13 protein-coding genes are annotated in these 13,856 nt (G+C 70.8%); 9 read left to right on the top strand and 4 right to left on the bottom strand.

Features of this window, described 5'->3' with window-relative positions; translation table 11 throughout:
• Nucleotides 1-26: 26 nt before the first annotated feature.
• Genes AC2YHT_RS10650 through AC2YHT_RS10660 form a run of 3 tightly spaced genes read left to right on the top strand, consistent with a single transcriptional unit; the run spans nt 27 to nt 2,664 of the window.
• A complete protein-coding gene (locus tag AC2YHT_RS10650; protein ID WP_487289628.1) occupies nt 27-1,328 on the top strand; it encodes a replication-associated recombination protein A in 1,302 nt (433 codons plus the stop codon).
• Nucleotides 1,329-1,333: 5 nt separating this feature from the next.
• A complete protein-coding gene (locus AC2YHT_RS10655) occupies nt 1,334-2,119 on the top strand; it encodes an RluA family pseudouridine synthase (protein WP_487289629.1) in 786 nt (261 codons plus the stop codon).
• 38 nt (nt 2,120-2,157) lie between these two features.
• Nucleotides 2,158-2,664, top strand: a complete 507-nt coding sequence (locus AC2YHT_RS10660; RefSeq protein ID WP_487289630.1) for a CC0125/CC1285 family lipoprotein — start codon at nt 2,158-2,160, stop codon at nt 2,662-2,664.
• Nucleotides 2,665-2,712: 48 nt separating this feature from the next.
• On the opposite strand, the gene AC2YHT_RS10665 is transcribed toward AC2YHT_RS10660, so the two are convergent.
• Nucleotides 2,713-3,945 carry a hypothetical protein gene (locus AC2YHT_RS10665; protein ID WP_110118188.1) on the bottom strand — a complete coding sequence of 411 codons (1,233 nt, stop codon included), beginning with the start codon at nt 3,943-3,945 and terminating at the stop codon, nt 2,713-2,715.
• A gap of 137 nt (nt 3,946-4,082) precedes the next feature.
• Nucleotides 4,083-5,243, bottom strand: coding sequence for a hypothetical protein (locus AC2YHT_RS10670; RefSeq protein ID WP_487289631.1), 1,161 nt, complete (start codon nt 5,241-5,243; stop codon nt 4,083-4,085).
• Between the two features lie 113 nt (nt 5,244-5,356).
• Here AC2YHT_RS10670 and crcB point away from each other — a divergent pair, with 113 nt between their 5' ends.
• From crcB to AC2YHT_RS10685, 3 genes are read left to right on the top strand one after another with little or no spacing between them, the layout of a single operon-like run.
• On the top strand, nt 5,357-5,740 hold the full coding sequence (gene crcB / locus AC2YHT_RS10675; RefSeq protein WP_110118190.1) for a fluoride efflux transporter CrcB: 384 nt from the start codon (nt 5,357-5,359) through the stop codon (nt 5,738-5,740).
• Nucleotides 5,737-6,726, top strand: coding sequence for an RluA family pseudouridine synthase (locus tag AC2YHT_RS10680; RefSeq protein WP_110118191.1), 990 nt, complete (start codon nt 5,737-5,739; stop codon nt 6,724-6,726). Before crcB ends, AC2YHT_RS10680 begins: the two co-directional genes overlap by 4 nt.
• Entirely contained in the window at nt 6,723-8,213 is a 1,491-nt protein-coding gene (locus AC2YHT_RS10685) for a 2OG-Fe(II) oxygenase family protein (RefSeq protein ID WP_487289633.1), read from the top strand. The genes AC2YHT_RS10680 and AC2YHT_RS10685 overlap by 4 nt, the downstream gene beginning before the upstream one ends.
• Nucleotides 8,214-8,276: 63 nt before the next feature.
• Here AC2YHT_RS10685 and AC2YHT_RS10690 read toward each other — a convergent pair whose 3' ends face one another.
• The gene (locus AC2YHT_RS10690) at nt 8,277-9,521 is read right to left on the bottom strand and encodes a DUF1501 domain-containing protein (RefSeq protein WP_487289634.1); all 1,245 of its coding nucleotides are present in this window, start codon (nt 9,519-9,521) and stop codon (nt 8,277-8,279) included.
• Nucleotides 9,518-10,957, bottom strand: coding sequence for a DUF1800 domain-containing protein (locus tag AC2YHT_RS10695; RefSeq protein WP_487289636.1), 1,440 nt, complete (start codon nt 10,955-10,957; stop codon nt 9,518-9,520). Before AC2YHT_RS10695 ends, AC2YHT_RS10690 begins: the two co-directional genes overlap by 4 nt.
• A 116-nt stretch (nt 10,958-11,073) precedes the next feature.
• Between AC2YHT_RS10695 and AC2YHT_RS10700 the strand changes: the two genes are divergently transcribed.
• The 3 genes from AC2YHT_RS10700 (at nt 11,074) to AC2YHT_RS10710 (ending at nt 13,731) form a co-directional block, all read left to right on the top strand.
• Complete coding sequence (locus tag AC2YHT_RS10700; RefSeq protein WP_487289637.1) at nt 11,074-11,802, top strand: ATP12 family chaperone protein; 729 nt, start codon at nt 11,074-11,076, stop codon at nt 11,800-11,802.
• Nucleotides 11,799-12,125: a YnfA family protein gene (locus AC2YHT_RS10705; protein ID WP_487289793.1), complete on the top strand. Its 327-nt coding sequence runs from the start codon at nt 11,799-11,801 to the stop codon at nt 12,123-12,125. Before AC2YHT_RS10700 ends, AC2YHT_RS10705 begins: the two co-directional genes overlap by 4 nt.
• Nucleotides 12,126-12,198: 73 nt before the next feature.
• Nucleotides 12,199-13,731 carry an acyl-CoA carboxylase subunit beta gene (locus tag AC2YHT_RS10710; RefSeq protein ID WP_487289639.1) on the top strand — a complete coding sequence of 511 codons (1,533 nt, stop codon included), beginning with the start codon at nt 12,199-12,201 and terminating at the stop codon, nt 13,729-13,731.
• Nucleotides 13,732-13,856 lie beyond the last annotated feature (125 nt).

The following is a 13,856-nucleotide window of genomic DNA, read 5'->3' on the forward strand; positions in this document are numbered from 1 at the left end:
CCGCGGAACCTCCTAAACCTCTTCCCATGTCCGATCTCTTCCAAGCCGCCGGCATCGCGCCCCACGCGCCCGCGCCGCTGGCCGACCGCCTGCGTCCCCAGAGCCTCGAAGAGGTGGTGGGCCAGGAGCATCTGCTCGGCCCCGACGGCCCGATCGGCCGGATGGCGGCGGCCCATCGCCTGGCCTCGATGATCCTCTGGGGCCCGCCCGGCACCGGCAAGACCACCATCGCCCGCCTGCTGGCCAAGGCCGGCGGTTACGAGTTCATGCAGATCTCGGCCGTCTTCTCCGGCGTCGCCGACCTGAAGAAGGCCTTCGAGCAGGCCCGCATGCGCCGCCAGGCCGGCCAGAGCACCCTGCTGTTCGTCGACGAGATCCACCGCTTCAACCGCGCCCAGCAGGACGGTTTCCTGCCGTTCGTGGAGGAGGGGATCGTCACCCTGGTCGGCGCGACGACCGAGAACCCCTCGTTCGAGCTCAACGGCGCCCTGCTGTCGCGGGCCCAGGTGTTCGTGCTCAAGCGCCTGGACGAGACGGCGCTGGAGAGCCTGCTCGCGAAAGCCGAAGCCGCCGAGAACCGCAAGCTGCCGGTCGACGCCGAGGCCCGCCAGGTGCTGATCGCCATGGCCGACGGCGACGGCCGCTACCTGCTGACCCTGACCGAGACCCTGCTGTCGATCGGCACGGACACGCCGCTCAATCCGACCCAGCTGGGCCAACTGCTGCAGAAGCGCCGCCCGGCCTACGACAAGGACCGGGAAGAGCACTACAACCTGATCTCCGCCCTGCATAAGTCGGTGCGCGGCTCCGATCCGGACGCGGCCCTCTACTGGCTGGCGCGGATGCTGGAGGGCGGGGAGGACCCGCTGTTCATCGCCCGCCGCCTGGTGCGCATGGCCTCCGAAGACATCGGCGCGGCCGACCCGCTCAGCTTGCTTCTGACCACCGCGGCGAAAGACGCCTACGACTTCCTCGGATCGCCCGAAGGCGAGCTCGCCCTGGCCCAGGCCGTGGTCCACATGGCCAGCGCGCCCAAGTCCAACGCCGTCTACAACGCCTACAAGGCCGCCCGCCGCGCGGCCAAGGAGACCGGCAGCCTCATGCCGCCCTCCCACATCCTCAACGCCCCGACCAAGCTGATGAAGACCCTCGGCTATTGCGACGGCTACGCCTACGACCACGACGTCGAGGGCGGCGTCTCGGGCCAGAACTACTTCCCCGACGGCATGGCCCGCCCGAAGTTCTACGAGCCCAAGCCCATCGGCGCCGAGGCCAAGGTCAAGGACCGCCTCGACCACTGGAGCCAACTGCGCCGGGGCGGTAAGTGACGGCGATGTCCAAACCGCCCCGCCGTCCGCCCGCCGCGCCCAAGCCCAAGGCCTCCGATAGCCCGATCGAACTGACGCCGGACGAGATCGCCTTCACGCGCTCACTGGTGATCCACGAGGACGACAGCGTCTTCGTGCTCAACAAGCCCGCCGGCCTCTCCAGCCAGGGCGGCCGGATCAAGGCCCATACTCTGGACGATCTGCTGTGGGCCCTGGCCCGCCGCGACCGGCCGCGTCCGCGCCTGATCCATCGCCTGGACCGCGACACCTCGGGCGTGATCCTCACCGCCCGCACCAAGCCGGCGGCGACCTTCCTGGGCAAGGCGCTGATGGGCAAGCGCTTCCGCAAGACCTACCTCGCCATCGTCGCGCCGGGCGCGCCCGAGCCGCGCGGCGGCCAGATCGACAAGGCCCTGCGCCGCGAATCCATCGGCCGCGAGGCCTATATGCGGGTCTGCGAGGACGATCATCCGGACGCGGAAAACGCCCGCAGCCGCTATCGCACCCTGGCCGCCAACGCCCAGGCCGCGCTCGTCGAGCTTTCCCCCGACACCGGCCGCATGCACCAGCTGCGCGTCCACATGGCCTCGATCGGCCGGCCGATCGCCGGCGACAGCCGCTACGGCGGTGCGCTGATGCTGGCCGGCGCGCCGGTGCCTCGGCTTATGCTGCACGCCGCGCGGTTGGTGTTTCCCCACCCCGAAGGCGGCGAGCGGCGGATCGAGGCGGAGGTCCCCGACGACATGAAGGCCGTGCTGGAAAAGCTGGACTTGGCGCTCCCGGAACGCTGAACTTGGCCGAGCCGTTTGAGAGGCAAGGGAGAAACGCCATGAAGTCCGCCCGCCTCGTCTGCGTCCTCGCCGCCAGCGCTCTGGTCCTGGGCGCCTGCGCCACCGCCAAGCCCACCGTCTACCGGCCGCAGGCCGCCGCCACCGACGTCGGCTTCGCCCAGTACAAGATGGAGGAGGGGCGCTATCGTGTGACCTTCCGCGGCGGCCCCGGCGCGCCGGCCGGCCAGGTGACCGACTACGCCCTGCTGCGGGCGGCCGAGCTGGCCCTGGCCGACGGCTACAGCTGGTTCCGCGTCGCCGACCGCATCACCCAGTCGACGGGGGGCGGGGGAGGTCCGACCTTCTCGGTCGGCGCCGGTTCGGGCAGCTATGGCCGCCGTTCCGGCGTCGGCCTGGGTCTGGGAACGAGCTTCAATCTCGGTCCCGGCCCGGCGCTCAGCACCACGCTGGAAGTCGTGTTCGGCAAGGGGCCGCGCCCGCCGGGCGAGGCCTATGACGCCCAGAGCGTGGTCAACACCATCGGCAAGGGCATGGGCCGGGTCTGAACCCACTCATATCCGTACCCCGCTTTCGCAGGGGGTACGGAAAAGGGCTCAGGCCGCCACGCGCGCCGCGTAGGGGTGAGCCGCCCGCAGCGAGGCGTGGCTGAGGCCTGCGGTCTCGGCGGCGGCGAAATAGCCTTCCGCCGGCAGGCCCTGCAGCGAAACCATCGGCGCCAGGCCGCGGGCCTCGCGACCAAAGGCCATGATGTCGGCGGCGATCTTCTCGGCCGGTCCGCTCAGGTCGCAGGCGTCCAGGGTCAGCCCCGCCAGGCGGGCGTCGCGCAGGTGCTTGAAGGCTTCCTTGTCCGGCGGCACGCGGGCGACGACGCCGCGGGTCAGGGCCTTTAGCAGGCCGACCACTTCCAGCAGACGCCCGGCGGGCGTGCCGCGGGTGACGTCCACCAGTTCGATCATCACTCCGCCGCGCAGCAAGGCCAGCGACAGGCCCGAGGTGCCGGTCAGCAGGTCGCGGCCGCGCTGGGTGCCCAGGGTGCGGAACGAGGCCGGCAGCACCAGGTCGGGGCGCTCGTTGCCTTGGGCGGCCTTGGCGAAGGCCGCGCCGTAGCGCAGCGTCGCCTCGTCGATGAAGGCGATGTCCTTGTCGGCCAGCTTGGTGATCGCCCGCCCGCTGATCGAGCGGCCGGTGCCCAGGTGGGTGACGATCGGCTCGACGCGAATGGCCGTCGTGACGTTGCGGCGCAGGCCGATCACGTGCTCCAGCGCGAAGTCGACCCGCAGGGCCGCGCCGCCGCTGGTGGTGAAGGCCACGGGCGTGCGGCGCATCTCGTCGCTGACGTCCATGTCCGTGCGGAACGGCGAGCGCTCGGAGTCGCGGCGCGCGCGGGCGGCCAGCACGACGGACGGATCGATGGTGCGGCAGACGACGCCGCCGGCCTCGACCCCGATCACCGAGCGCACGCCGATGTCGCGCAGCTCGGCCGCGCCCAGCAGGTGGGTCAGCACGTCCTCGAGGATGCGGATGCTGGCGGCCTGGGCCGACAGGCCCTGGTCGTTGTGCGTGGCGATCAGGAAGTCGTCCTCGCTGACCCGCCCCCGCAGGTCGGCGCGGTCGAGATGTTCGTTCAGCTTGCGCTCGACATAGGTCCAGACGTCGGTGCGCTTGTGCTCCCACCAGTCGCCGGCCCAGCGGCGGATGGCCTTGATGCTGATCACGTTGACCGAGCCGCGACCGATCAGGTCGGAACTGGCCAGCCGGTTCAGCATCGCCGGCGGCAGGGCCAGGCGTTCGGTCGTGTCGTCCTTGGGAGGCAGGGAGGCGGGCATCGGACCGTGGGATTCGCGGGAGGAGATCAGAGGTTGACCTCCTCGCCCTTAACCTCCGGTGCAGGAAGAGGGTTTAGGTCGTCTTTACCTTGTCTTCAAAGCCTTGCCCGGCAAGGCCCCGCTTGGTTCCGGGCGCGTTAATCCTCGACGATGTCGGGGATGGCGAACGTGACCGGGATCAGGCAGCCCTTCTGGCCCCACACCGAGCGGTCGGGGCGGGCCTTGTACAGCATGCTACGGGCCGCCAGGCCGAAGGTCTCCACGGGCTGGGCGCCCAGGATCTCGATCGGCCAGATCCGGCCCTCGGGCGTGATGTCGAACTGCAGCAGCGCCCAGCCCTCGACCCGCTCGCGGGCGAACGGGGCGGGATATGCCTTGTCGAGCGACAGGTTCAGGGCCGCGCGCTCGACGCGGCAGGCGATCTCGGGTCGTTTGATCGGCTTGGTCGGGGTGCGGGGCGGCGCATCGGTCGGCCGGGGGCGGGCGGCCTGCACGCCATAGCAGCCCTTCACCGGCTTGCCCGACTGGAACCGGGACTCGGCGATCGCAAAGGCGGCCTGGTCGGCCAGCACCGGATCGCCACCCTGGGCCGCGATCCGCACGTTGCGCACCACGCCCTCGGCGTCGATGTCGTAGAGCACGCCGGCCCAGGCGCCGGCGAAGTCGCGGTCGTCGAACCGGCGCAGGTCGGGATAGCTGATCAGGGCCGGGGCGCGGCGAGGAGCCTTGCCGCAGTCGCCGCGCGCCGAGAGAGCGGCGCGCACCACGGGTGAGGCCTCGCGCTTCCGCGTCGCTACGTGCTCCAGCAGGATGGCCGTCGGCGCCTTGGCCAGCGGCGTATAGGTCTGCGAGACCTCCAGCCGGCAGCCGCTCGCCGCCTGGCCGGGGGCGAAGCGCCAGCGGGCGAAGGCGGCGATCAGGTTCTGATCGACCTGGATCTCGGCCACGCGGCGGATGTCGATCGGCGCGCCCTTGGCGTCGATGGCGAAGGTGAGGGCGCTGATCTTGCCCTCGTCAAAGGGGAAGGCTTCCGGCGAGGCGCCGGGCGGGATGTAGCGAACCGCGACGTCGGGATGGAACGCGGCGCTCTCGACCACGCGGACGTCGCGCCCATCGCAGCGGACGACGGCGGGCGGCGGGCCATAGCTGCGGATCTGCGTCACCGGCGCCAGGGCGGCCGGCGTCGGAACCGGCGGCGCCAGCGGCAGCGGAGGCTTGGTCGAGCCTTGAGGAACGGGGCCTTGCGCGAGGACGGGCGTGGCGCACAGCGCCAGGGCCAGTGCGAGGAACTTGCGCATACCATCTCCGCGAGAGTTAACGCGGCGACGCTAAGCGTGGCTGTCACCCAAGGTCAAGCCGGCCTTGGCGTTCGCACCTTGGCGTTCAGGGCCTGTCGGCGCATAAGGGGCCCATGACCAAGGTGCTTCTCGTCGCCGTGGGCGGCGCCGCCGGCTCCGTCGCCCGCTATCTCGTGGGAACGGCCGCGCTGCGCTGGATCGGACCGGGCTGGCCCTGGGGCACCCTGACCGTGAACCTGGTCGGCGGCTTCCTGATGGGCATGCTGACCGGCTGGCTGGCTTTCCGCTCGGCCGGCCAGCAGGAAACCTTCCGGGTGCTGCTGGGAACCGGCGTCCTCGGGGGCTTCACCACCTTTTCGGCCTTCTCGCTGGAGACCGCGCTCATGATCGAGAAGCGCGCCTACGGCTCGGCCTTCACCTATACCGCCGTCAGCGTCGTGTTCGCCGTGACGGCCCTTTTCGCGGGCCTTTATCTCGCCCGCAGGATGTTCGCATGAAAGAAGTTCGCACCATCTACGTCGATGGGGGCGAGGACGGGGTCCGCCTCGACCGCTGGTTCAAGCGCCGCTGGCCGCACCTGAACCACGTCCAGCTCAACAAGCTGTTCCGCTCGGGCCAGGTCCGGGTCGATGGCTCGCGCGCCAAGGCCGACACCAAGCTGGCGGCCGGCAGCCAGATTCGCGTGCCGCCGCTGCCCGACGCGCCCGATCCGGCCGACAAGGGCAAGCTGTCGGCGCGCGACATCGCCTACGCCCGCTCGCTGGTGCTCTACGAGGACGAGGACGTCCTGGCCCTCAACAAGCCTGCCGGCCTGGCCGTGCAGGGCGGCACCAAGACTACCAAGCACATCGACAAGCTGCTCAGCGCCTGGGGCGAGGGCGTCAACCGTCCGCGCCTCGTGCACCGCCTCGACCGCGACACCTCCGGCGTGCTGCTGCTGGGCAAGACCCCCAGCGCCGCGGCCCGCCTCTCGGGCGCCTTCGCCAAGCGCAAGGCCCAGAAGACCTACTGGGCGATCGTCGTCGGCAATCCGCACCCGACCGAGGGCGTCATCGAGCTGCACCTGGCCAAGCGCGGCGTCAACGACCGCGAGATCGTCGTGCCCGCCGACCCGAAGGACAAGGACGCCTCGCCGGCCGAGACCGAGTTCGTCACCATCAGCCGCGCCGGCCCGCGCGTCAGCTTCATGGCCTTGCGCCCACACACCGGCCGCACCCACCAGCTGCGCGCCCACATGAAGGCCATCGGTCACCCGATCCTGGGCGATCCCAAGTACGGCGACGAGAAGTCGGCCCAGCTTTCGGAAGGGCTGAAGCTGCAGCTGCACGCCCGCTCGATCCTGCTGCCGCACCCCAGCGCCGGCATGCTGCACATCGAGGCTCCGCTGAGCCCCGAGATGCAGGCCGGCTTCGCCAAGTTCGGCTTCTCCGAGGACGAGGCCGAGCAGAACCCGTTCGCCCGGCGCCAAACCAAGCGGCGATGAACCAAAACCTCGTTCAGCAGGCCTGGGATCTCCTGGGCCGAGGCCGCGCCGATCAGGCCGCCGCCCTGACGGCGGAGGGCGCCGCGCGCGCCACCGCCATGCCGGGCCTGCTGATCGTCCACGCCGCCGCGCTCAAGGGCCTGGGGCGTCATGCCCAGGCTCTGCCTTTCAACGAACGCGCCGCCCGCGCCGCGCCGCAGGACCGGCTGGCCTGGTACAATCTTGCCGCCACCAACGGTGATCTTGGCCGTCAGGCCGAAGCCGAAGCCGCCGTGCGCAAGGCCATGGCCCTGGGCCTCGACGCGCCGGAGGCCTGGCTGGTCCTGGCCCGCGCCATCCAGTTCCAGCACCGCTACGACGAGGCGGAAGCCACCTTCGAGGGCGCGATCGCCCGGCGCGCCGCCTTCGTCGACGCCCACCGGGATCTGGCCCAGCTGCGCTGGATGCGGACGGCCGACCTCGACCACGCGCTCGCGCCGCTGAAGGCTGTGCTGGCCGGGCAGTCCGACCCGCGCCTGCTGCAGGTTCAGGCCCTGGTCGAGGAGTTCGCCGGCAAGCTGCCCCAGGCGCTCGATACTCTGCGCGGCGGCCTGCGTCGCCATCCGGGCGACATCTACCTGCTGCTGACCGCCGCCCACGCCGCCGCCGAACTGGGCGACAGCGCCGAGGGCCTGGCCCACGCCCAGGCGGCCGCCCGCCTGGCGCCCAACGCCGCTCCCGTGCTCAAGGCCCTGGCTGAAGCCCTTCTGGCGACCGGCGACGCGGGCGGCGCGTCCTCGGCGGCCGGCGCGGTGGTGGCCGCCTTGCCCTACGACCAGCACGCGCTCGCCTTGCAGGCCACGGCCTGGCGGATCCTGGGCGATCCTCGCTACGGCGTGCTCCACGACTACGACGCCTTCGTGCGGCCCTACGTCCTGCCGACGCCGCAGGGGTGGCCCGACCTGCCGAGCTTCCTGGCCGACCTGCGCACGCGTCTGGGCCAGCTGCACGACCTGGAAACCCACCCGTTGCAGCAGTCGCTGCGCGGCGGCGCCCAGGTGCAGTCGCTGCATTCCTCGCCTGAACCGCTGTTCCAGGCCTTCTTCGCCAGCGCCCGCGCCACCGTCGAGCGCTACGCCGCCGAGATCGGGGAGGGGAGCGATCCGCTCCGCGCCCGGCGCACTGGGCGGGCGGTCATCCAGGGCGGCTGGTCGGTCAGCCTCAAGCCGAACGGCTTCCACACCGACCACGTCCACCCGCAGGGCTGGGTGTCGTCGGCCTTCTACATCGACCTGCCGCCGGGCGTGGACGACGAAAGCAAGCGCGAAGGCTGGATCAAGTTCGGCCAGCCCGGCTGCGCCACGGCGCCGAAGCTGGCGGCCGAGCACGCGGTGAAGCCCGCGCCGGGGACCCTGGTGCTGTTCCCGTCCTACATGTGGCATGGCACCGTGCCCTTCACCGGCGACACCCGCCGTCTGACCATGGCCTTCGACGCGGTTCCTGGTTAGGTCTCCAAAACTCCGTAGAATCCCTGCGAAAGCGGGGGTTTTACGGATAGGGATCGAGCGGTCTCAGACCAGCCCCGTCACCGCCTTTGCCTCCGCGCTATCCGCGAACACCTTGCGCTCCACCGCCGCCCGATCCACGCCCAGGTGATCGACCAGCACGCCCTTGAACAGGCCGCGCATGTCCAGCGTCGGAGCGACGTCGCGGTTCTCGAACAGGGCGATCTCCTTCAGCGTCGGCCAGTCGCCGATGATCCCGCCGGGCTTCAAGGCCCCGCCCAGGACCAGGGCGCTTGAGGCTGTGCCATGGTCGGTGCCGCCGGTGCCGTTAACCCGGGCCGTGCGGCCGAACTCGGTGGCGGCGACCACCACCGTGTCCTTCCAGTCCGGACCCAGCCCCTCGTGCAGGCCGTCGAGCACGGCGTCCAGATAGGCCAGCCGCGTAGCGATCTGGCCGGGCTGGCCGGCGTGGGTGTCGAAGCCGTCCAGCGACAGGGCGGCGATCTGCGGGCCGTCGGCCTGGCGCATGAAGCCGGCCAGGGTCGAGCCCAGCTTGCGCGCGGCCTCGCGACCCTGGCGGTTGTCGGCGGGACGACCGCCCGGCGCATTCATGGCGGGCGCCATTCCCTGGGCGGTGGTCGGGGCAGGGGCCATGGCTGTCATCGCCGCCTGGGCCATGGCCTCGGTCTCCAACCCGCGCGCGAAGGCGGGGCCGAGCAGGGCGTCGCCCTTGTAGAGGTCCTGCAGCAGGGTGGGCAGGCGCGCGGTCTCGTCGACGCCCTTGCCGGGCGACCAGCTGGCCGCCTGCACCGGTCCGCGCAGGATCAGCGGCGCCGTGCCGCCCACCGACAGGGCCTCGGTCCTGCCCGGCCCCATCACCTGAAGGGTGCGGTTCAGCCAGCCGCTGTCGGCGCCATAGACCTTGGCCTCGCCGGTCTCCAGCACGTCCTGGGCCTCGAAGTGCGAGCGGGCGCGGTCGGGCGTGGCGATGGCCGGGGCGATCCGCGCCTGGCCCTTCAGCGCCAGGGCGTGGACGGCGGTCAGCGACGGATGCAGGCCGAAGGTCCCATCCAGCTTCAGCGCCTCTTCCGGCTTGATGGCGATGGCCCCGCGCAGGGCGGCGTAGTCCGGATCGCCCACCGGCGGAGCGACCGACATCCCGTCCATGCCGCCGCGACAGACCACGACGATCAGCTTCTTGGTCCCGCTTGCGGCGTGGGCCTGTCGTCCGACGAAGCTGACGGCCACGCCCAGGCTGGCGGCCGCGGCCAGGAACGAACGACGCGAGGAGGAGGGCGAGGCAGCGGTCATCGGCGTTGGAACTCCGGACTCATCACCAGCAGGGCGAAGGCTTCACGGCGCGTCTCGGCGCGGGCGACGGCGCGGGCCGTGGGGTCGGTCAGGCGCGCCCCCAGAGCCGAGCGCGCCAGGGCGTCGGGATCGCGGGTGTCGGCGACGGCCGAGGCGAAGCCCTGCGCCCACTGCATGCGCTTGATCAGCCCGTCGGGCGAGGCCCAGGCCTGCGCCTCCTCGGGCCAGCCCTTGGGCGAGGGCGGGGTGAACGGCTTCTGGTTCAGGCTGGTCAGGATCGGGTTCAGCTTCTCGATCTTCTCCGGCCGGCCGCCCACGGCCCTCCAGGTCGAGACCACGAACTCGTAGGGCGTCTTGATCTTGGCCGCGTCCGGATCCCAGGCCTCCGGCGCCTCGACCAGGGCCTGCGCCACCTCATCCAGCCGCCCGCCGGTGTCCATCCAGCGCTTCTCCAGACGCGCGATCAGGGTCGGCGGCGGATCGTCGGCGACGAAGTGGCGGGCGAGCTTGCCGCAGACGTGGCGGGCGGTGCGCCGATCGTTCGCCAGCGCCTTCAGCACCGCCAGCCCCTGGCCCTCGCCGTCCTCGACATAGCGCGCGCCCAGGATGGTCCGCTGGCCCGGCTCGTGGGCGTTGACGCGGAACAGGAAGGCGCCGGCGTCCGGATCCTGGGCCCGGCCGATGCTGAAGCCTGTCAGGGCGCGGGCGAACTCGGTGACGTCGGCCTGGGCGTAGCCGCCGTCGACGCCGACGGTGTGCAGCTCCAGGATCTCGCGGGCCAGGTTCTCGTTCAGCCCAACTCGTCGATTGTTGCCGCGTCCCGCCGCCCGGCTGGTCGGGCCGATCGACTGGGCCTGGTCCAGATAGGTCAGCATGGCCGGATGGGTGCTGGAGGCGACCAGCAGGTCTTCGAAGCGCCCGAACACGTTGGGCCGGATCGCCTCGCGCTCGAACGGCCCGATCATCACCGCCGTCTGCTGCTTGGTCGCCGACACCGTGAAGTGGTTGGCGAAGAACAGCGCCCAGCGCTCGCGAAAGCCGGCCGGGGTGTCGCAGGCCAGCTGGGCGCGGCAGAGGAAGTCGTCACTGGTCTTGTCGCGCAGATAGCGCTGTGCGTCCTTCTGGGCCTGCTGCAGGGCGTCGCGGCCGGGCTTGGCGTCGACCAGCGGGATCGGCTTCATGCCGTCCTCGCCCTTGATCGCCCGCGTCTCCTGGCGCATGGCGCGCCGCTCCATGCGGTAGTCGGCGAAGGCGGCGAAGCGCGTGGCGGCGCTGTCGCCGTCGCCTTGCGGCTGGTCGGCGCCCTCGCGGCGGATCTGGTCGGTAAGGAACCCCTTGGGATCGCTTCGGGCCGCGTCGAGCTCGCCCGGTCGCGCGCCCATCCCGAAGCGGGTGGCGGCCAGGGCGGCCATCAGGTCCTTCGAAGGCAGGCTCAAGGCGGCTCTCCCCAAGGTCTGGTTTGCGGTCTGGCTTGCAGTCCAGTTGACGATCGCTCATTCAACGCGGCGGCGACGCTCTTGCTTCGTCCCTATCCAAGAAATGAGCCTTTCCCGTGTCCGACAAGCCCGACCTGATCGACAAGCCGCGCCGCTTCTACAAGGCCGCGACCGCCGGCGAGGCCAAGGACGGCGCTTATCCGGTGCTGCTGGACGGCCGCACGCCCAAGTCGCCGCAGAAGAAGCCGCTGGCCCTGCCGACCCTGGCCCTGGCCCAGGTCGTCGCCGGCGAGTGGGAGGCCCAGGCAAAGGTCATCGACTCCACGGCCATGCCCGCCACGCGCCTGGCCTTCACCGCCATCGACCGCATCGCCGAAACCCGGGCCGAGGTCGCCCGCGAGGTCGCCGCCTACGCCGGCTCAGACCTCTTGTGCTACCGCGCCGACGGCCCCACGCCCCTGATCGAGCGCCAGGAGCGCGAATGGGGCGCCATGCTCGACTGGGCCAAGGCCGAGCACGGCGTGGCGCTGACGCCGGTCACCGGCATCATCCACGCCCCGCAGCCGCCGGCCACCCTGGCCACGGTCGAGGCCCTGGCCCTGACCCTGGACGACTTCAGCCTGACAGGCGTGGCCTACGCCGCCGGCCTGCTGGGCTCGACGGTGCTGGCCCTGGCCCTACGCGCCGGCCGCGTCACCGGCCAGAAGGCGCTGGATCTCTCCCGCCTCGACGAGATCTATCAGGCCGAGCAGTGGGGCGACGACCACGAGGCCGTGACCCGCGCCGCCAACCTGGCGCTCGAGGCGGCCGCGCTCGAGCGGTGGTTCGCCGCCTTGCGACGGTGAAGAGCTTCCTCGTCTACATCCTGGCCGCGGCTTGCGAGATCGGCGGCTGCTTTGCCTTCTGGACCTGGCTGCGGCAGGGCCGTTCGGCGCTGTGGGCCATCCCCGGCGTCGTGGCCCTGGTCGCCTTCGCCTGGCTGCTGACCAAGGTCGAGGCCGACGCCGCCGGCCGGGCCTTCGCGGCCTATGGCGGGATTTACATCGCCTCGTCCATCGTCTGGATGCGGACGGTCGAGCAGGTGCGTCCCGACCGCTGGGACCTGATCGGGGCGGTGGTCTGCCTCGCCGGCGCGGCGATCATCCTGTTTGGACCGAGAGCAGCCTGAAGGCTGCGCCTTGCCAGCCCCGCCTGGGCTCTTTACGCCTTTGGGTTCCAGTCCCTGCTTGGAGCCCAAGACCTTGCAACACATCCTCGAAGAGCTGGATCGTCGTCGTGAGCAGGCCCGCGCCGGCGGCGGCGAGCGCCGCGTCGCCGCCCAGCACGCCAAGGGCAAGCTGACGGCCCGCGAGCGGATCGACCTGTTGCTCGACGAGGACTCGTTCGAGGAGTTCGACATGTTCGTCGAGCACCGGGGCGTCGAGTTCGGCATGGCCGAGCAGAAGGTGGCCGGCGACGGGGTGGTCACCGGCTGGGGCACGATCAACGGCAAGGTCGTGTTCGTGTTCTCCAAGGACTTCACGGTGTTCGGCGGCTCGCTGTCGGGGGCGCACGCGGCCAAGATCGTCAAGGTCCAGCGCCAGGCGATGAAGGCCGGCGCGCCGATCATCGGCCTGTTCGACGCCGGCGGGGCGCGCATCCAGGAGGGCGTCGACAGCCTGGCCGGCTATGCCGACATCTTCCTGGAAAACACTCTGGCCTCGGGCGTCATCCCGCAGATCAGCGTGATCATGGGCCCCTGCGCCGGCGGCGACGTCTACAGCCCGGCCATGACCGACTTCATCTTCATGGTGAAGGATACGAGCTACATGTTCGTCACCGGGCCGGACGTGGTCAAGACCGTCACCAACGAGGTGGTCACCGCCGAGGAGCTGGGCGGGGCCCGCGTCCATGCGGCCAAGTCGGGCGTGGCCGAAGGCGCGTTCGAGAACGACCTGGAGGCGCTGACCCAGGTGCGCCGCCTGATCGACTTCCTGCCCTCGTCCAACCGCGAGAAGGCGCCGATCCGTCCCAGCTTCGACGACCCGCATCGCCAGGAGGCCAGCCTCGACAGTCTGGTCCCGACCGATCCGGGCAAGCCCTACGACATGAAGGAGCTGATCCTGAAGATCGTCGACGAGGCCGACTTCTTCGAGATCTCGTCCGAGTGGGCCAGGAACATCGTCTGCGGCTTCGCGCGGATGGACGGCCAGACCGTGGGCGTCGTCGCCAACCAGCCGCAGGTGCTGGCCGGGGTGCTCGACATCGACAGCTCCCGCAAGGCCGCCCGCTTCGTGCGGTTCTGCGACGCCTTCGAGATCCCGATCGTCACCCTGGTCGACGTGCCGGGCTTCATGCCGGGCACCAAGCAGGAGTACGGCGGGCTGATCAAGCACGGCGCCAAGCTCTTGTTCGCCTACGCCGAGGCCACCGTGCCGAAAGTCACCCTGATCACCCGCAAGGCCTATGGCGGGGCCTATGACGTGATGAGCTCCAAGCACCTGCGTGGCGACGTCAACTACGCCTGGCCGACCGCCGAGATCGCGGTGATGGGGGCCAAGGGGGCGGTGGAGATCATCTTCCGCCAGGAGGCCAAGGACCCCGAAGCGCTCGCCGCCCGCGAGGCCGAATACAAGGACCGCTTCGCCAACCCGTTCGTGGCCGCCTCACGCGGCTATGTCGACGACGTCATCATGCCCCATGGCACCCGCAAGCGCATCGTCCGGGCCCTGCACTCGCTCAAGGGCAAGGTGCTGACCAATCCGACGAAGAAGCACGACAACATTCCGCTTTGACGATGCCGGCCGCCCGCAGAACGCTCCTCTCAATCCGTAAAATCCCCGCGAAAGCGGGGACCCAGGCTTTTTCTGAAGTCCCAGGCGCTCGACGATAAAACACCTGGGTCCCCGCTTTCGCGGGG

Source organism: Caulobacter sp. SRI_008, assembly GCF_057586355.1.

Excerpts from the sequence above, each read along its gene's own strand:
- AC2YHT_RS10655 (WP_487289629.1), top strand. The coding sequence starts at position 1,334 with ATGTCCAAACCGCCCCGCCGTCCGCCCGCCGCGCCCAAGCCCAAGGCC.
- AC2YHT_RS10670 (WP_487289631.1), bottom strand. The coding sequence starts at position 5,243 with ATGCGCAAGTTCCTCGCACTGGCCCTGGCGCTGTGCGCCACGCCCGTC.
- AC2YHT_RS10685 (WP_487289633.1), top strand. The coding sequence starts at position 6,723 with ATGAACCAAAACCTCGTTCAGCAGGCCTGGGATCTCCTGGGCCGAGGC.
- AC2YHT_RS10680 (WP_110118191.1), top strand. The coding sequence starts at position 5,737 with ATGAAAGAAGTTCGCACCATCTACGTCGATGGGGGCGAGGACGGGGTC.
- AC2YHT_RS10660 (WP_487289630.1), top strand. The coding sequence starts at position 2,158 with ATGAAGTCCGCCCGCCTCGTCTGCGTCCTCGCCGCCAGCGCTCTGGTC.
- AC2YHT_RS10650 (WP_487289628.1), top strand. The coding sequence starts at position 27 with ATGTCCGATCTCTTCCAAGCCGCCGGCATCGCGCCCCACGCGCCCGCG.
- AC2YHT_RS10690 (WP_487289634.1), bottom strand. The coding sequence starts at position 9,521 with ATGACCGCTGCCTCGCCCTCCTCCTCGCGTCGTTCGTTCCTGGCCGCG.
- AC2YHT_RS10665 (WP_110118188.1), bottom strand. The coding sequence starts at position 3,945 with ATGCCCGCCTCCCTGCCTCCCAAGGACGACACGACCGAACGCCTGGCC.
- crcB (WP_110118190.1), top strand. The coding sequence starts at position 5,357 with ATGACCAAGGTGCTTCTCGTCGCCGTGGGCGGCGCCGCCGGCTCCGTC.